General features: G+C 68.8%; 11 protein-coding genes and 1 tRNA gene. 9 read left to right on the forward strand and 3 right to left on the reverse strand.

Annotated features, from left to right (window positions below; all coding sequences use genetic code 11):
- Positions 1–484: 484 nt before the first annotated feature.
- From ACZ5Z2_RS11545 to ACZ5Z2_RS11585, 9 genes are all read left to right on the forward strand, one after another.
- Positions 485–1,066, forward strand: coding sequence for a cysteine dioxygenase family protein (locus tag ACZ5Z2_RS11545; protein ID WP_464758729.1), 582 nt, complete (start codon positions 485–487; stop codon positions 1,064–1,066).
- Positions 1,067–1,091: 25 nt separating this feature from the next.
- Positions 1,092–1,177, forward strand: a tRNA-Leu gene (locus ACZ5Z2_RS11550).
- A gap of 228 nt (positions 1,178–1,405) precedes the next feature.
- Positions 1,406–2,419, forward strand: coding sequence for a glucokinase (locus tag ACZ5Z2_RS11555; protein WP_464758730.1), 1,014 nt, complete (start codon positions 1,406–1,408; stop codon positions 2,417–2,419).
- Positions 2,416–4,749: a beta-N-acetylhexosaminidase gene (locus ACZ5Z2_RS11560; RefSeq protein ID WP_464758731.1), complete on the forward strand. Its 2,334-nt coding sequence runs from the start codon at positions 2,416–2,418 to the stop codon at positions 4,747–4,749. The genes ACZ5Z2_RS11555 and ACZ5Z2_RS11560 overlap by 4 nt, the downstream gene beginning before the upstream one ends.
- 186 nt (positions 4,750–4,935) lie before the next feature.
- A complete protein-coding gene (locus ACZ5Z2_RS11565; RefSeq protein WP_464758732.1) occupies positions 4,936–8,115 on the forward strand; it encodes a TonB-dependent receptor in 3,180 nt (1,059 codons plus the stop codon).
- Positions 8,116–8,396: 281 nt separating this feature from the next.
- Positions 8,397–9,785, forward strand: coding sequence for an APC family permease (locus ACZ5Z2_RS11570; RefSeq protein ID WP_464758733.1), 1,389 nt, complete (start codon positions 8,397–8,399; stop codon positions 9,783–9,785).
- Between the two features lie 4 nt (positions 9,786–9,789).
- Complete coding sequence (locus ACZ5Z2_RS11575; RefSeq protein ID WP_464758734.1) at positions 9,790–12,486, forward strand: glycoside hydrolase family 2 protein; 2,697 nt, start codon at positions 9,790–9,792, stop codon at positions 12,484–12,486.
- A 16-nt stretch (positions 12,487–12,502) separates the two neighbouring features.
- Complete coding sequence (locus tag ACZ5Z2_RS11580; protein WP_464758736.1) at positions 12,503–13,510, forward strand: LacI family DNA-binding transcriptional regulator; 1,008 nt, start codon at positions 12,503–12,505, stop codon at positions 13,508–13,510.
- A gap of 57 nt (positions 13,511–13,567) precedes the next feature.
- Positions 13,568–14,413: a sulfotransferase family protein gene (locus ACZ5Z2_RS11585; RefSeq protein WP_464758737.1), complete on the forward strand. Its 846-nt coding sequence runs from the start codon at positions 13,568–13,570 to the stop codon at positions 14,411–14,413.
- Between the two features lie 16 nt (positions 14,414–14,429).
- Here the strand turns inward: ACZ5Z2_RS11585 and ACZ5Z2_RS11590 are convergent, their stop codons facing one another.
- The 3 genes from ACZ5Z2_RS11590 to ACZ5Z2_RS11600 form a co-directional block, all read right to left on the reverse strand.
- Positions 14,430–15,359 carry a Dyp-type peroxidase gene (locus tag ACZ5Z2_RS11590; protein WP_464758738.1) on the reverse strand — a complete coding sequence of 310 codons (930 nt, stop codon included), beginning with the start codon at positions 15,357–15,359 and terminating at the stop codon, positions 14,430–14,432.
- A 169-nt stretch (positions 15,360–15,528) separates the two neighbouring features.
- Positions 15,529–15,918: an HU family DNA-binding protein gene (locus ACZ5Z2_RS11595; protein WP_404612651.1), complete on the reverse strand. Its 390-nt coding sequence runs from the start codon at positions 15,916–15,918 to the stop codon at positions 15,529–15,531.
- A gap of 110 nt (positions 15,919–16,028) precedes the next feature.
- Complete coding sequence (locus tag ACZ5Z2_RS11600) at positions 16,029–17,969, reverse strand: formylglycine-generating enzyme family protein (protein ID WP_464758739.1); 1,941 nt, start codon at positions 17,967–17,969, stop codon at positions 16,029–16,031.
- Between the last annotated feature and the right edge of the window lie 58 nt (positions 17,970–18,027).

Raw genomic sequence — 18,027 nt, forward strand, 5'->3', positions numbered from 1 at the left:
GATTGGATGGATTGTATTGCGCAGACCCGAAGCATCTGCTCCGGATCGAAAACGAATCTTTCCAGACCATGGCAACAGGCACCTCCGGCACGCGCGGCGCATATCTGCGGGGCCTCCAGCGCCTGACGGCGGAACCGGCAACGCGGACACGCGCGACCCGAAGCCCCTGAAGTCGAAGCCGGCCCCGCCTGCCATGGCACCCGGCGGCGCGGCATGGGTCGGCGGCGGCACAGGGTCGTGGCAGTTGCCGTGCTCGTCGCAGACGACGATCAGCCGCGTTTCGCTCCGGTTCGGCCCGTTGCGCAGCGCGTAGCCGTCGAACATCGGCGCGCTTCGATCCACCACGGCACAAACGCACCGCAACATTCCCGCGTCCGCTCCTGAACGGCAGGACGCCGCTGCGGGCGCCGCTCATGACCATTCGTCATGACCGACCGCCGAATCTATAATCACCTGACCCTTTCAGGCTTTGCGTGGAGTCGCCATGCTCACCACCGAATTCCCAGGCTGTCGCCAGCTCATCGATGCCATCGACACCGCCGTCGCCCAGAACAGCACGCCGGCGATCACCGACAGCCTGCGCAACAGCCTGTGCAAGCTGATCCGCGGCAACCAGATCCAGTTGCCCGACTGCGTGCTGGAAACTGCCGAAGGCCGCTACGCGCGGCGCGAGCTGTACCGCAGCGACGACCACGGCTACTGCGTGGTGGCGATGACCTGGGGCCCCGGCCAGGGCACGCCGATCCACGACCACGCCGGCATGTGGTGCGTGGAAGGCGTCTGGCGCGGCGCGCTGGACGTGGTGCAGTACGAGCGCATGGACGACGCCGACGGCCATTGCCGCTTCCAGCCGGTGGGCTCGGTGCAGGCCGGCCCCGGTTCCGCCGGCAGCCTGATCCCGCCGCACGAGTACCACACCATCCGCAACCCCAGCGACCACGACATCGCGGTCAGCCTGCACATCTACTCCGGCAACATGACCCACTGCGCGGTGTTCCAGCCGCTGGCCGGCGAATCCGGCTACGAGCGCTGCGAACGCCAGTTGGGCCTCGACCCGGTGCACTGATCCCGGCATAATGTGTAATCCACATGCCGGTGTGGCGGAATGGTAGACGCGGCGGACTCAAAATCCGCTTCTGGCGACAGAGTGGAGGTTCGAGTCCTCTCACCGGTACCAAGCGAGGGTTGCAGGCGGTTACAGCACAACCCGGCAAGACATCCCAAGCCCGCGCAACCGCGGGCTTTTTCGTGCCCGGAGCCAGTCATCACAAGCTCCTCCGTCGCAACCACTCCCCTTTGAATGCCCCGCTCCGGCGCGCCACCGATATGCTGCGCCGATACTTGACACCGGTGTCAACAAGGTTTCAAGCTGGTGACGAAGCCATTGCGGGGGAGCGCGTTGGACGTGGCAACGAACCATGCGGATCGACTGGCCGGGATACCGGCGACGCCATTTCTGGCGGCCGACATCGGCGGCACGCACGCGCGCGTCGCGCTGATGCGGGCCGCCCAGTCCGGCGGGCGCATGGCCGAGGTGCTCGCCTACCGCAAGTTCGCGTGCGCGGATTTCCCGCGGCTGTCGGCGCTGCTGCAGGCATTCATCAACGCCGAGGTGCGGCAGCCGGTGCGCCACTGCGTGCTGGCCTGCGCAGGCCAGTTGCTGGGCGACGAGGTGGCCAATGACAACCTTCCCTGGCCCATCCACCTGCCGACCCTGCGCCACGCGCTTGGGCTGGACGACGTGGCCGTGCTCAACGACTTCGAGGCACTGGGCCATGCGCTCGACGGCGATCTCGCCCGTGGCGGCCGCCATCTGTGCGGGCCAACCACGCCCGGCAACGGCCCGACCCTGGTGATCGGGCCGGGTACGGGCCTGGGTGCCGCCGTGCACGTACCCGGCCCGGCCGGCGGCTGCGTGCTGACGACGGAAGCCGGCCAGATGGATTACGCCCCGAACTCGATCCGCGAGCGCGAGATCCTCGCGCACCTGGCGCCGGGCGGCGGCTACGTGGAGTTCGAGCGCATCGTGTCCGGCCCCGGCCTGCTGACCGCGTACGCGGCGCTGTGCACCCTGCAGGGGGAGGCGCCGAAGCTGGCGACACCCGAGGCCGTCACCGCCGCGGCCGCAGCGGGAAGCGACGCGCTGGCCATGGAAGCCGTGGAAATCTTCTGCGCATCGCTGGGCAGCCTGGCCGGCAACCTCGCGCTGGCCTTCATGGCCACCGGCGGCGTGTACCTGGCCGGCGGCTTCCTGTCCTCGATGTTCGCGCTGCTCGAACGCAGCGCCTTCGAGCAACGCTTCCTGCATGGGCGCAGCGCACGTGCATTGCTTTCGCAGGTTCCAGTGTGGGTAACGGAGCATGGCCGCCACGGCGTGCTGGGCGCGGCCCGGTGGTACCTCGGGCGGTTGGCCGCATGAGCCGCGTCGCGCCAGCCAAGCTGTTCCGGCGCATCGCCATCGCGTGGCTGGCGGCCAGCGGCGGCGCCGCTGCGGCGCCCGCCGTGCCCGCATGGTCGCTGCTGCCACAACCGGTGCTGGCCCGCCCTGCCGGATCCGGTGCGGTCGAGATCGCGGATGGCGCCGCGATCGCGGTACGTGGCGCGCATCGCGAGGAAGTGCAGTCCATCGCGGAGCGGCTCATGCAGCGGCTGGCCGACGTCCGCGGCCTGCACCTGCGCATCACCGCCGATGCCGCCGCTCATCCCGCGATCACGTTCGACGTGAACCCGGGTGCGGATGTCGTGGGCGACGCGGGCTATCGCATCACGGTGGACGACCAGGGCATCCGCGTCACCGCACGCACGCCACGCGGCGCGTTCTACGGCAGCGTCACGCTCTGGCAATTGCTGACGCCGCCCGGCTGGAGACGCAACGCGCCGGCCGAGGTGGCCGCAGGCACCATCGACGATCACCCGCGCTTCGCCTGGCGCTCGCTGCTGCTGGATTCCGGGCGGCACTTCCAGAGCGTCGCCGACATCAAGCGGCTGATCGACTGGATGGCGCTGGACAAGCTCGACGTGCTGCTCTGGCACGTGACCGAAGACCAGGGCTGGCGCCTGGAAATCCCCCGGTATCCCGAGCTCACGAAAACCGGCGCCTGCCGCCAGGCGGTCGGCACCGACGGCGAGCTGACCGGCGCCGCCGGCAAGCCCTACTGCGGCTACTACACCGAGGCCGAGGTGCGCGACATCGTGCGCTACGCCGCCGCGCGCTACGTGGACGTGGTGCCGGAGATCGACCTGCCCGGCCATTCGCAGGCCGCCATCGCCGCCTATCCGTGGCTGGGCGTCACCGGCCAGCAACCGGCCGTGTGGACGGACTGGGGCGTCAGCCCGTGGCTGCTCAAGCCCGACGAAAAGACCCTGCGCTTCGTCGACGACGTGCTGGACGAGGTGATGCGGCTGTTCCCGTCGAAGTACGTCTCGCTCGGCGGCGACGAGGCCGACAAACGGCAGTGGAACGCCTCGCCCGAAGTGCGCGCGCAGATGCACAAGCTGGGCCTGGCGAACATGGATCAGTTGCAGGGCTGGTTCATCGGCCGGCTCGCCGACTACCTCGTGCAGCACGGGCGCACGCCGGTGGGCTGGGACGACGAACTGGTCGCCGGCGCCACCTTGCCGGCCTCGCAGGTGGTGATGTCGTGGCACGGCGACGACCACGAGCGCGTGGCATTGCAGGCGATCCGGCAGGGCCACGACGTGGTGATGACGCCGCAGGAATCGCTGTACTTCGACCACTACCAGTCCGCCCTGCCCGACGAATGGGCCGGCCCCGCGCCCATGGCCACGTTGCGCCAGGCCTACGACACCACCGTCGTGCCGCCCGGCGCCAGCGCCACCGAGGCCGCGCGCATCGTCGGCGTGCAGGCCGGCCTGTGGGCCGAGCAGATGCCGACCTTCGCGCACGACCAGCACGCGGTGTTCCCGCGCATCGCGGCGCTGGCGGAACTCGGCTGGTCGCCCGCGGATGCGCACGACTGGAACGGCTTCCTGCAACGCCTGCCCGCCGAACTGGCGCGCTACCGCGCGCTGGGCATCGGCTATGCCGACGGCGCGTTCGCGCCCGCCTTCCACGTCGCGGCCGGCGCCGACGGCGCGTTCCGCGTCGAACTTTCCAGCCAGACGGGATTCGGCGCGATCCGCTACACCACGGACGGCTCCGCCCCTACGGAAGACTCCACGCGCTATGCCCAGCCGCTCACGCTGCCGGGCGGCACGACGCTGCGCGCCGCGACGTTCGCGGCGGACGGTTTCGAACTGGCCGCGCCGCGCACGCAGGTGCTGGACGAAACGACCTTGCTCACCCGCGACGGCAGCGCGCTCGCCACCTGTTCGCAACAGCCGCCCTCGCGCCTGGACGGTAGCCGGCCGGCGCAGGGGCCGCGACCGGTCTATGCGGTGGACATTGGCAATGCGTGCTGGCTGTGGCCGCAGGCCTCGCTGGCAGGCGCGAAGCATGTCGCGCTGGAGGTGGAACGCATCGCGTGGCGCTTCGGCGACGAGGCCGAAGGCGCGGTGGTGCGCCGCAAGGCCAGCGCGGCGGGCGAGTTCGAGATCCACGCCGGTTCCTGCGCGGGGCCGCTGCTGGCCAGCCTGCCGCTGGCGGCGGCGCAGGCAAAAGGACAGAACCGCCTCGACGCAAACCTGACGATACCGGTGGGGGCCGGCGTCCGCGAGCTGTGCATCTTCGCCACCGGCGACCCACGCGACGGCCAGTGGGCGCTGGCGCGCATCGCGTTCTCGAAATAGGCGGCAAGCGCGGGCACGCGCCCGCGCGGCAACACCGGATGGAAACCGCCGTGGCGCGCAAGCCCACGGCGAGGGGATCGAGAAACATCGCAACAAGGCGCCGGCAGCGGGCGCCGCCCGGCTACACGAGTTGGAACACCGCGGAGCACCCGAGATTCGACCGGCATCAACCACGAGGTAAAGCCCATGTCCACCGCACATCGCAAGCATCCCTTGTCCTTTGCCATATCCATGTCGCTGTTCGCCGTCGTGTCGACTTCGGCCATGGCTTCCACGCCTGCGCAGACGGACGCCGCCGGCGCGCAAAGCGCCTCGTCGCAAACCGCGCCGGCCACGCCGTCGCCGGACGCGAAGAAGAAGACCGACACCGAGAAGAACGCGGTCACGCTGTCGGCCGTCACCGTCTCCGGCGTGCGCGCGTCGCAGATGCGCGCCATCGACATCAAGCGCGAGGCACCGAACATCCAGGACAGCATCACCGCGGAAAACATCGGCGCCCTGCCCGACGTGACCATCACCGACTCGCTGCAGCGCGTCACCGGCGTGCAGATCAACCGCGACGCCGGCGTGGGCACTTCGGTGGACGTGCGCGGCCTGCCCCAGGTCGGCACCATGCTGAACGGCGAAGTGTTCATCACGGCGGATCAGATCGACTCGCAGCAGCCCGACTTCACCATGCTGCCCTCCACCCTTTTCCACGGCGTGGACGTGGTCAAGTCGGCCACCGCCAGCGAGACCGACGCCGGCATCAGCGGCGCGATCGACCTGCACACCTACCGCCCCTGGGATCTGCCCAGCGGCTTCACCTACAGCTACTCCGCCAACGGCGAGCGCGGCAGCAGCACCAGCAAATGGGGCCCCGAGGCCAACGGCCTGATCTCGTACAACGACGATGGCAAGTGGGGCCTGCTGGTGTCCGCCGATTTCTCCGACACCACGCGCATGAACGCCAGCGAGGGCCTCGACCAGTACGGCGTGGTGCTCAACGGCGAGAACGCGGCCAGCGCGGGCGGCTACAACGGCTTCCTGTCCGGCTGGAACGGCGCGCCGATCCCCTCTCAGATCGTGCAGAACGCCGACGGCAGCGTGGACGTCAACGGCGACGGCAAGTCCAACGGCGTGTTCATGGGCAGCCAGAACTTCGGCCTCTACGACACCACCACCCAGCGCAAGCGCAAGTCCGCCAACGCCTCGTTCCAGATGGATCTCGGCAACGGCTTCAGCCTGACCAGCGACTACTTCTACTCGCAGCAGCGCGAGTGGGATCGCAACGTCGGCATCCAGTTCAACTCCACCAACTGGGAGGGCGCAACCTACGTGCCGCTGCAGTCGCGCAACACCGGCAGCCCCGCGCTCGGCGCCTACGGCACGCCCGATCCCGACTGGAACGGCATGCAGATGTACACCACGCAGGTGTACGAGAAGTGGCCGGGCGACGTGGAGTCGTTCTCGCAGATCACGCAGAAGAGTTCCAACGCGAAGAACTTCAACCTGCAACTGGACTACGACAACGGCGGCGCGTTCACCGCCAGCCTGCGCGGCGTGCGCGACACCGCGTTCCAGTCCAACATGGAAACCGACGTCAACATCTCCGATTCCGACGGCGCGCTGTGGCCCAACGCGATGGTGGACGGCAGCGCCTCCGCCGTACCGCCCGGCACCATGGTCTTCCCGTCGCAGCTCGGCGGCAACCGCGTGTTCAACGCCAACGGCGTGCCGCAGAACACGGTGCCGATCATCGCGAACTTCGGCGGCCGCTACCTCACGATCAGCATGCCCTCCTCGCTGGCCGCCGACTTCGCCAACCCGAACGGCTGGACGATGAAGACGCTGGAATCCGCCGGCGACTACGACCGCCAGGTGAGCCTCAACGCGCTGCGCTTCGACGGCAAGTACGACTTCGAGGACGGCTTCAAGCTCGAATTCGGCCTGCGCAACAGCATCCGCCATGCCGACAACATCGGCTGGACGCTGGAGACGCCTGTGTACGCCGGCATGGGCGCCAGCGACCCGAACGGATGCCTGGTGCGCTACGTCGGCGCCGACGTGGTGATGGACAGCGGCTCGTGCACCGCCGGCAACGACCAGGGCGCCTTCCGCGCCGGGCCGATCTCCGCCATCTCCATGCCGAAGACGCCGGCGCCGCTGTCGGGCAACTGGAAGGAATACACCAACCTGCTCGGCTCGGGCATCAACTTCTGGGCGATCAATCCGTCCGCGATGATCAACCCGGTCTCGTACTGGAAGTCGCTCTATCCCGATACCGTCGAGGTGGGCGAACCGGGCACCACCTGGGGCGTGGGGCTGAAGGAGCTGACCGGCTACCTGCAGGGCGACTTCAGCGGCATGCTGGGCGACATGCCCTACAGCGGCAACGTCGGCGTGCGCGTGATCCGCACCCACCTGGCCACGACCCAGCACCTCAGCGGCGACCCCGGTTCGTACGGCGACGAGCCCGCCGACGTGGGCACCTCCGTCACCCGGCGCAGCTACCAGGACGTGCTGCCGTCGGCCAACTTCTCGCTGGATATCACCGACAGCCTGAAGTTCCGCCTGGCCTATTCCAAGAACATGATGCCGCTGGATCTCAGCACCTGGGGCGGCGGCCTGCAGCTCGACTACTCGCTGATGGAGACGCCGCAGGGGCCGATCTTCCGCGTCGCGGACGGCCAGTCGAACGGCAACCCCAACCTCAACCCGTGGCGCTCCACCAACTACGGCGCGTCGCTGGAGTACTACATCAACCCCACCAGCATGCTCAGCCTCGCGCTGTTCCGCATCAACATGCAGAGCTTCATCAAGAACGGCAGCGTGACCAACTGCACCCTGCCCGACGAGGACGGCGTGGTGCGCAACCACTGCATCGTGATCACCGAACCCGTGCAGGGCACCGGCAACAGCATCCACGGCGCGGAGTTCGACTACCGCCAGGGCTTCACCTTCCTGCCGGGCATCCTGTCCAGGACGGGCATGGAAGTGAACGCCACCTACGCGCCCAGCAACTCGGGCGAACGGGATCTGGCCGGTCACGAGATCCCGTTCCAGGACAACTCCACCAAGTCCGGCAACTTCATCCTGTGGTACCAGGACGACCGCTTCCAGGCGCGCGTGGCGTACAACTACCGCTCGCGCCGTGCGGTGCAGGACAGCGTGGGCGGCATCACCGGCATGGAGATGTACGAGGCGCCGCAGAAGTACCTCGACGCGTCGGTTTCGTACAAGCTCAGCAAGTACGCGGAAATCTTCCTGGACGGCACCAACCTCACCAACGAGTACCAGCGCTACTACCTCGTGTGGCCCGACCAGCCCGCGCACTCGAACTTCTCCGAGCGCATGTTCATGTTCGGCATACGAGGACAGTGGTGAGCGGAGCGGTGACTTGGCAGTCCCCCTCGCTGCCCCGATCCTGGCGGTCGCCCTTCTCCCCTCCCCCTCCGGGGGAGGGGCTGGGGGAGAGGGTTCGACCTTGCCTCATTGATGAGTGCTCGACAATCCGCTCGTCATCCCGGCGCAGGCCGGGATCCAGTAGCGATCACGCCTGATCGAGTCATACGGTCACTGGATTCCGGCCTGCGCCGGAATGACGATGAAGAAAAGCAGCGCATCTCCACCAGCGCACGCACGCAACCCACGACGACAAGGCCACCATGCAGGACTCCAGCGCCCACCCACCCGCCCGCGACAACGGCTTCCATCGCTCCATCGGCCTGTTCTCGGGCACCGCGATCAACATGACGCAGATGTGCGGCATCGGGCCGTTCATCACCATCCCCATCATGGTGGCCGCGATGGGCGGGCCGCAGGCGGTGATCGGCTGGATCGCCGGCGCCATCCTGGCGATGGCCGACGGCCTGGTCTGGGCCGAACTGGGCGCGGCGATGCCGGGCTCCGGCGGCACCTACGTCTACCTGCGCGAGGCGTTCCAGTACCGCACCGGCAAGCTGATGCCGTTCCTGTTCATCTGGACGATGCTGCTGGCGATTCCGCTGCTGATGTCCACCGGCATCATCGGCATGGTGGAGTACCTGCAGTTCTTCTTCCCCAACCTGGGCTGGTGGCAGGTGCACCTGATCGGCCTGGCGGCGACCGCCCTCGTCACCTGGATGCTGTACCGGCGCATCGAGTCGGTGCGCGCGATCACCATCGCGCTGTGGGTCATCATGCTGGTGTCCGTGATCGGCGTGGCGGCGGCCGGCTTCTCGCACTTCAACGCGGGCTACGCCTTCGCCTGGCCGGCCGGCGTGTTCGGCAACCACTTCTTCGTGGGGCTGGGCGCGGGGCTGGTGATCGGCATCTACGACTACCTCGGCTACAACACCACCGCCTACATCGGCGACGAGCTGCGCGACCCGGGCCGCACCATGCCGGGTTCCATCATCGTCTCGGTGATCGCGATGATGTTCGTCTACCTGCTGCTCAACATCAGCGTGCTCGGCGTGGCACCGTGGCAGGAGATCGCCCAGTCCAAGTCGGTGGCCTCGCTGGTGGTGGAGCGCAGCTGGGGGCACCTGGCCGCGGCGGTGATGACCGTGCTCATCATCGTGACCGCGTTCGCCTCGGTGTTCACCGGCCTGCTGGGCGGCTCGCGCGTGCCGTTCCAGGCGGCGCAGGAGAAGGTGTTCCTGTCCGTGTTCGGGCGCCTGCACGCCAGGCTCGGCTTTCCGCACGTTGCATTGCTGACGATGGGCGCGGTGACCGCCGTCGGCACCTTCTTCGATCTCACCGAAGTCATCAACATGCTGCTGGCGGCAACCATCATCGTGCAGTCCATCGCGCAGATCGCCGCGCTGGTGGTGCTGCGCAGGCGCCAGCCGACGCTCGAACGCCCGTACAGGCAGTGGCTCTACCCGGTGCCTTGCGCGATCGCCCTGCTGGGCTGGATCTACGTGTACGTATCCGCCTCCACCTCGTCGCTGATCCTGTCCGGGCTGTGGATACTCGCCGGCGTCGTGGTGTTCGCGATCTGGGCCAGGGCCAACCACTCGTGGCCGTTCGCGCCGGTGGAAATACGCGAAGCCTACCTCGGGGAACATTGACGCCATGCGCATCCGAATCCGACATACCCCTTCCATGCTGGCCGCGTTGCTGCTCGCCGCGCCGCTCGTGCACGCGCAGGCGAACCAGGCCGCCACGCAGGTGGCCGGCGGCGCGGGCTCCGTCACCGCCATCGGCCACTGGCTGATCCAGGACAGCGCGAAGGCGCAGCAGGGCGGCGCGGAAGTCTCCGCCGCCGGCTACGCCACCAAGGGCTGGTATCCGGTCAGCGGCCGCGCCACCGTGATGGCCGGGCTGCTGGAAAACGGCACGTACAAGGACGTGTTCCACAGCGACAACCTGCGCGCCGTGCAGGTGCCGGACTCCAGCGGCACCCTGTTCGTGACGCCGTGGTGGTACCGCGGCGAGTTCATGCTGCCGGCCGGCGCGAAAGGCCTGCACACCCTGCTGCGCACCAAGGGCATCATCGCCAGCGCCGACGTATGGTTGAACGGGCGCCGCGTCGCCGACAGCGCCGGCGCTTACCCCGTCCACGAGATCGACGTGACGCCGTGGGTGCATGCGGGCGCCAACACCCTCGCGCTGGACGTGCATCCGGCCGACCCGCGGATGGCGCTGACCACGAGCTGGGTGGACTGGAACCCCACGCCGCCGGACAACAATATGGGCCCGTGGCGCGGCGTGGACGTCGTGCAGACCGGGCCGGTGGAACTGCGCTGGCCGCAGGTGATCCCATCGCTGTCGCTGCCCGACCTTGCCCACGCCGAGCTGAGCGTGAAGGTGGAGGCGAGGAACCTCGACACGGTGGCGCACGACGCGACGATCGCCGGCACCGTGGCCGGCGTGACGCTGCGGCAGACCATCCACCTCGCGCCCGGCCAGGCGCAGGTGGTCGCGTTCTCGCCGAAGACCACGCCGGGCCTCGCGCTGGATCACCCGAAGGTCTGGTGGCCGATCGGCATGGGCGACCATCCGCTGTACCGGCTCGACCTCACCGCCACGGTCAACGGCGCGATCTCCGACAAGGCCGGCGCCACGTTCGGCATACGCAGCGTCACTTCCAGCCTCACCAGGCAGGGCTACCGCCAGTTCTTCGTCAACGGCAAGCCGCTGCTGATCCGCGGCGCGGGCTGGGCGCCGGACATGTTCCTGCGCGACGACCCCGCGCGCATGGAGGCCGAGTTCGCCTACGTGCGCAACCTCGGCCTCAACACCATCCGCAGCGAAGGCAAGCTGGAAGACCAGCGCTTCTACGACCTCGCCGACCGCGACGGCATCCTGATCCTGGCCGGCTGGGAGTGCTGCGACAAATGGGAATCGGCCGCCAAGACCGGCGGCGCGCCGTGGAGCGCCGACGACGAAAAGGTGGCCGAGGATTCCATGGCCAGCGAGGCGCGCCTGCTGCGCAACCATCCCTCGGTGATCGGCTTCCTGATCGGCAGCGACAACGCGCCGCCGCCGGCCATCGCCAGGATGTACGTGGATACGCTGCGCGCCGCGGACTGGCCGCTGCCCATCATCGCGGCGGCCACGCCCCAGGGCACCGCCGTAACCGGCCCTTCCGGCATGAAGATGGCCGGGCCGTACGACTGGATCCCGCCTTCGTACTGGTACGCCGACAAGCTGGGCGGCGCGTTCGGCTTCGACTCCGAGGTCAGCGCCGGCGCCACCATCCCGCGGCTGGAAGACCTCCAGCGCATGCTGTCGCCGCAGGAACAGGAAGCGCTGTGGAAGTACCCGGAACTGCGCCAGTACCACGCCTCCGCGGACTGGTCGCCGTTCGCCGTGCTGACGCCGTTCGACAACGCGCTGGCCCACCGCTACGGCGCGCCCACCAGCCTCGCCGACTACGTCGCCAAGGCCCAGCTCGACAACTACGACAACGTGCGCGCGCAGTTCGAGGCGTTCAACGCGCACATGGACGCGGCCAATCCCTCCACCGGCGTGATCTACTGGATGCTCAACAACGCCTGGCCCTCGCTGCACTGGCACCTGTACGACTACTACATGAACCCGGCGGGCGCTTACTTCGGCGCCAAGAAGGCGAACGAGCCGCTGCACATCCAGTACGCCTACGACACCCACGCCATCGTGCTGGTGAACCACACGCTGGACGAGGCGCACGGGTTGCAAGCAGACATCCGCGTGCGCAACCTGGACGGCAGCGTGCGCTACGAGAAACGCGTGCAGGACATCGCCCTCGCCGGCAACCATGCGCAACAGGTGGCGACGCTGCCGGCCATCGCCGGGCTGTCGTCCGCGTACTTCGTCGAGCTCGACCTCGCCGACGCCGGCGGCAAGCCGCTCAGCCGCAACGTCTACTGGCTGTCCACCCGAGCCGACGTGCTCGACTGGGATCGCTCGAACTGGTACCTCACGCCGCTGACGCAGTACGCCGACCTGACCGCGCTGCATTCCCTGCCAACCGCAGCCAGCGAGGTTCGCGCGACGACCCGGCACGAGGGCGGCGATGACGTCACCACGGTCACGTTGTCGGTGCCGGTATCGTCCAAGACCGTGGCGCTGTTCCAGCACGTGTCGATCCGGCGCGGTGCGCACGGCGACCTCGCGCTGCCCATCACGTGGAGCGACAACGACGTCACGCTGTGGCCCGGCGAGTCGATTATCCTGACCGCGCGCTACGCAGCGCAGGGAACCGCCGCGCCGGTCGTCGAAGTGGACGGGTGGAACGTTCCGGCACGCAGCGTCCCGGCCACCGCCACGCAGGAAAACCCGCATTGAACACGAGCAGGCGCCCATGGCGCGCGTGACCATCAACGACGTCGCCCGCGCCTCGGGCACCTCGAAGAAAACCGTGTCGCGCGTGCTCAACAGCGAGCCGAACGTGCGCGACGCGGTGCGCGAACGCGTGCTGGCGGCGATGGCGGAACTCAACTACCGCCCGCTCACCTCGGCGCGCAGCCTGGCCACCAACCGTTCCTTCATGATCGGCCTGCTGTACGACAACCTGTCGCCCAGCTACATCATGGAGGTGCAGGCCGGCGTGCTGGCGGCCTGCGAGGCGCAGCACTACAGCATGATGGTGCAGCCGCTGGTCTCGACGGCGCCGGATCTCGCCGAGCGCGTCGAGGACATCCTGTCGCGGCACCGGCCCGACGGGCTGATCCTCACCCCGCCGCTCACCGACCACCCGCAACTGCTCGACTGCCTGCGCAGGAACGGCCTGCCGTTCGCCTCCATCGCCCCGCTGCATTCGAAAGACTGCATCGGCGTGCTGCTGCGCGAGCGCGAGGCCGCCGCGGCGATGGTGGAATACCTCGCCTCGCTAGGCCACCGGCGCATCGCCCACATCATCGGCGACCCCAAGCACGGCGGCGGCGTCTGGCGCCTGGCCGGCTTCCGCGACGGCATGAAGCGCGCGGGCCTGCGGGAAAACCCCGCGTACATGGTGCAGGGCCGCTTCTCCTTCGAGTCCGGCGTGGCGGCCACGCGCCAGTTGCTGGCGCTGCGGCAACGGCCCACCGCCATCTTCGCGGCCGACGACGACATGGCCACCGGCGCGATCTGGGCCGCCGCCGAAGCCGGCGTGGCGGTACCCGGCGACATCTCCATCTGCGGCTTCGACGACACCAACATCGCCACCCAGGTATGGCCGCCGCTGACCACCGTGCACCAGCCCGTGCGCGAGATGGGCCGGCGCGCCACCGAGGAACTGCTGCTGCGCGTGCAGGACAAGGGCGAAGCCCGCATGGTCGAGGTCGGCTACGAGATGCGCATACGCGCCTCGACCGCGTCCCCGCCGTGAGCGGCTCGCGTACCATCCGACGAATCCCACCGCGTTGATCGAGAGGAGAGCTTGCCCATGCCCACCGCCCCCGATGCCGCCGGCGCGCCACGGAAATTCCACTTCATCTCCGGCCTGCCGCGCGCGGGCAGCACCCTGCTGGCCGCCATCCTCAACCAGAACCCGCGCTTCCGCGCCGGCATGACCAGCCCGCTGGCCGACATCATGGGCGTGGTGATGGCCGAGGCGAGCAGCAAGAACGATTTCTCCTTCGACGTTTCCGACGAGCAGCGCGTCGCGCTGCTGCGCGGCCTGGTCGAGAACTTCTACTCGGTGCAGGCGGGCGCCGGGGTGGTGTTCGACACCAGCCGGCTGTGGTGCAGCCGCATGCAACTGCTCGACATGCTGTTCCCCGGCGTGAAGGTGATCGCCTGCGTGCGCCAGCTGGCATGGGTGCTGGACAGCATGGAGCGGCTGGTGCGCCGGCAGCCGGTCAGCGTCAGCAAGGTGTTCCGCTTCGACACCAACACCACGGTGTACTCGCGCATCGAGGCGTTGACCGACCCGCGCGGCATGGTGGGCTTCGCCTACCAGGCCACCAAGGACGCGTTCTACGGCCAGCATGCGCAGGATCACCTGCTGATGCTGACCTACGAGAGCCTGGTGCGCGATCCGGCCGCGGCGATGCGCGCGGTCTACCGCTTCCTCGGCGAGCCGTGGTTCGAGCACGACTTCGACCGCATCGAATACAACGCCGACGAGTTCGACGCCCGCGTCGGCATGCCCGGCCTGCATTCGGTGCGGCCCAAGGTGGAGGCCCTCGAACGCCAGCCCATCCTGCCGCGCGAGATCTTCGGACGCTTCGCGAACGAGGCGTTCTGGGCGGATCCGAAGAACAACGTCAACCAGGTGCCCATCGTCTAGCCGCGCGGGCGTTCGGTCAGTCCCCGAAGCTCTCCAGGAACGCCGCCGGCGGCACGAAGAACAGCGAGCCGGTGACGGCGCGGCTGTAGTCGAGCAGCCGGTCGTAATTGCCCGGCGGATTGCCGACGAACATGTTCTCCAGCATCCGCTCGATCCGGCGCGGCGACTTGGCGTAGCCGATGAAATAGGTGCCGAACTCGCCCTTGCCCACGTCGCCGAACGGCATGTTGTCGCGCACGATGTCCAGCTCCTCGCCGTCCTCGACGATGGTGGTCAGCGCGTTGTGCGCGCAGCTCGGCTTCACCGCGTCGTCGAGCTCGACGTTGGCGAACTTGGTGCGGCCGATGATCTTTTCCTGCGCCTCCACCGGCAGGCTGTCCCAGCCCCGCATGTCGTGCAGGTACTTCTGCACGATCACGTAGCTGCCGCCGGCGAACGCCGCGTCCTCGTCGCCGATCACGGTGACGCCGGTCGCCTCCTGCCCCAGGGGGTTCTCCGTGCCGTCGACGAAGCCGAGCAGGTCGCGGTTGTCGAAGTACTTGAAGCCGTGCACCTCGTCCGCCACCGCGACGGCGCCGCCGAGCCTGGCCATGATCTGCATCGCCAGCTCGAAGCACAGATCCATGCGCATGGCGCGGATGTGGAACAGGATGTCGCCCGGCGTGGCCACCGCGTGGTGCGCGCCGCGGATCTCGCGGAACGGATGCAGCTCCTTCGGCCGCGGCGACCCGAACAGGCCGTCCCAGGCGTCGGAGCCGAACGCGGTGACGCAGGACAGGCGCCCGTCGAGGTCGCGGAAACCCACCGCACGCAGCAGGCCGGGCAGGTCGCCGCAGAACGCGCGCACGGCGTCGCGGTGTTCCGGCCCCGGATTCAGCGTCACGACCAGGAAGATCGCGGCATGCGTGAGTGGGGTATCGACCGCTTGCGGCATGGATGCTGGCACGCGCTGTTCCTCGCTGGCTCGTGGATTCGTGGCGGACAAGTCTAGCCTGCCGCCGTGGCCGCGCACGGGTATGAAACGACACAGGCCGCTTGCGCGGCCTGTGCCATGCCCGTCGAAGCGGGCCGTGATGCATGCCTGCCGGCGCTGCGCCGGCCAGGCAGCGGAGCGCTCAGAGCGCGGCGTCCTTGAGCTTCTTCAGCGGACGCACCTTCACCTTCACGGTGGCCGGCTTGGCGGCGAATACCTGCTCCTGCTTGGTGAACGGGTTGATGCCGGTGCGCTTCGGCTTGGCCGGCACCTTCACCGCGTTGACCTTGAACAGGCCCGGCAGGGTGAACTGGCCGACGCCCTTCTTGTGCAGCGAGCCGAGCACGACGTGCTCCAGCGAGGCCAGCACCGCCTTGACGTGCTTGGCTTCGACGCCAGCGTGCTGGGCGATGTGGGCGATCAGGCCGGACTTGCTCAGCGAGTCGCTGATCGGCTTGACGGCGGCGGGAGCCTTCGGCGCCGGCTTGGCGGCCTTGGCGGGGGCTTTCTTGGCAGTGGTCTTGGTAGCCATGGGCATCCATCAGTAGTGATTGAGGCACCGCCCCCGATGAGGCGATGGCCGTGCGGCATGCACAATCTACGCGAAATTTAGGTGTTTGGTGTAGTCGCGACGCGACAAATTCAAAGATCGCGCACCACGCGGAAACCGACGCGCCCGCTGCGCGTGCCGGCATCGGCGCCCTGCCGCCACGCCGAGCGCGCCTGCTCGGGCGAACTGCCCCATGATCCGCCGCGCAGCACGCGCGTGCTGCAGCCCGGATTGATCCACGCGGTGCCGTCGACGGGCGCACGGATGTAGTTGTCGTGCCAGCAGTCGGCCGTCCATTCCGTGACGTTGCCGCCCATGTCGTAGAGGCCGAACGGATTGGGCGCGAAGCTCATCACCGGCGCCGGCCCCCAGTAGCCGTCGCCGTAGTTGCGGAACGCGTGGTTCCAGCGCCGGCCGCTGGGCGAGCGATCCTTCGAGCCGGTGAGGTTTTCCACCGTGCCGGCAGGCGTGCCGTCGCCCCACCAATAGCGCGTGGTGGTGGCGCCGCGCAGCGCGTAGGCGAACTCGGCCTCGCTGGGCAGGTGGTAGGGCTTGCCGGTGCGTTCTCTCAACCAGTCGGCGTAGGCCTTGGCGTCGCCCCACGAGATGTTGACCACGGGCAGGTTGTCGGCGGCCTTGCGTCCGGCGTAGTCGTCCTGCCAGGTGGCGCGGCTGTCGTCGCGCATCGCGCCGCTGCGCTCGTCGTAGACGCTGGCGCCGCCGTGCTTCACCGAATCGGGCACGTAGCCGCTCGCGCGCACGAACTCGCGAAACTGGCCCACCGTGATCGCGCTGCGCGACATCGCGAAGCCTTGCGCGATCTCGACCCTGTGCTGCGGCTGTTCGCTCGCCTCGCGGCTGCTGTCGCCACCGGCCGCCCCCATCAGGAAGCTGCCGGTGGGAATCACCACCATCGCGGGCGATTGTCCCGTCATGTCCACGTAGCGGTCGCTGAACACCTGCCCCGGCTTGTGGCTGTCGTAGAGCTGGGCGTTGAGCAGTTGCTGGCCGAACGCGGCGAGATCGGGCAGTTGCGGGCTGATCGCCTGCGCCTGCGCGGCGAGCTGCCTGGCCATCGCGATGTTGCCGGCATCCAGCGCGGAGCGGGCCTGATCCAGCACGCTGCTGGCGCGCGCATTGCGCACGCCGGCCACGCGCTGGCGCACGTCGTGCAGTTGCTGCGAGCCCGGGCGGATCGCCTGCGCCTCGGCCAGCACCTTGTCCGCGACGGTGAAGTCGTTCTGCGCCACCGCGGCCAGCGCGCGATCCAGCACCGCCCGCTGCACGTCCAGGATGCCCTGCTCGGCCACCGCGTTCTGCGGATCGCGCCGCTGCACCTCGCGGTAGACGTCCAGCGCACTGCGACCGACGGGTTGATCCGCCTTGCCCTGCTGCAGCAGGCCGGCCGCCTTGGCCAGCAGCGGACGCACTTCGGCGAGCGTGTTGAGCGCGGCCGACAGGCGCATGGCGTCGCCGTCGCTGCCGGGCAATTGCTGCAACGCCGCCAGGTGCTCGCCCGCATCCTCGGCGTTGCCCAGCGCGATGTCGCGTTCGGTCTGCGCCGCCAGGCGCGCGCGCACGTCGATCACGCCTTGCGCGGCGCGGCGGCTGTCGGGCTTTTCCTTGGCCGCCTGCAGGTAGAGCGCGGCGGCGCTGTCCGCGTCGCCGGCCAGGCGGCCGGCGGCCAGCGCCTTGTCGGCGCGATCCAGCAACGCGCGCAGCTTCGGCGGATCCGGCGTGAGCTGCTTCGGCAGATCCGCGTGCTCGCGCGCCAGCCGCGCGGCGATCACCGCAGTGGGCGCCAGGGTCAGCGGCGGCCCGGCGTTCAGCTCCCCGGCGGCCGGTTCGCTGGCCATCGCCGCGCTGCCCGCCGCGTTCGCCGGCGGCGCCGGCACGCTGCGCCGCACTGCTTCATCCGGCTCGGCATGGAACAGATTGGGAAAAAAGTGGTAGCCCAGGCCAAGGGCCAGCACGACGATGCCGACCATGCCGCCGAAATTGCGTTGACGTTGCAGCGTGTCGTTGCTCGGCATGCTTGGGCGTTCCCGGATCGGCCTGTTATCGTCGTCCGCCCACCTTATGTCACCGCCG

The sequence above is a fragment of the Rhodanobacter sp. G1 genome (assembly GCF_055397855.1).

Excerpts from the sequence above, each read along its gene's own strand:
- ACZ5Z2_RS11545 (WP_464758729.1), top strand. The coding sequence starts at position 485 with ATGCTCACCACCGAATTCCCAGGCTGTCGCCAGCTCATCGATGCCATC.
- ACZ5Z2_RS11560 (WP_464758731.1), top strand. The coding sequence starts at position 2,416 with ATGAGCCGCGTCGCGCCAGCCAAGCTGTTCCGGCGCATCGCCATCGCG.
- ACZ5Z2_RS11565 (WP_464758732.1), top strand. The coding sequence starts at position 4,936 with ATGTCCACCGCACATCGCAAGCATCCCTTGTCCTTTGCCATATCCATG.
- ACZ5Z2_RS11570 (WP_464758733.1), top strand. The coding sequence starts at position 8,397 with ATGCAGGACTCCAGCGCCCACCCACCCGCCCGCGACAACGGCTTCCAT.
- ACZ5Z2_RS11575 (WP_464758734.1), top strand. The coding sequence starts at position 9,790 with ATGCGCATCCGAATCCGACATACCCCTTCCATGCTGGCCGCGTTGCTG.
- ACZ5Z2_RS11580 (WP_464758736.1), top strand. The coding sequence starts at position 12,503 with ATGGCGCGCGTGACCATCAACGACGTCGCCCGCGCCTCGGGCACCTCG.
- ACZ5Z2_RS11585 (WP_464758737.1), top strand. The coding sequence starts at position 13,568 with ATGCCCACCGCCCCCGATGCCGCCGGCGCGCCACGGAAATTCCACTTC.
- ACZ5Z2_RS11595 (WP_404612651.1), bottom strand. The coding sequence starts at position 15,918 with ATGGCTACCAAGACCACTGCCAAGAAAGCCCCCGCCAAGGCCGCCAAG.
- ACZ5Z2_RS11600 (WP_464758739.1), bottom strand. The coding sequence starts at position 17,969 with ATGCCGAGCAACGACACGCTGCAACGTCAACGCAATTTCGGCGGCATG.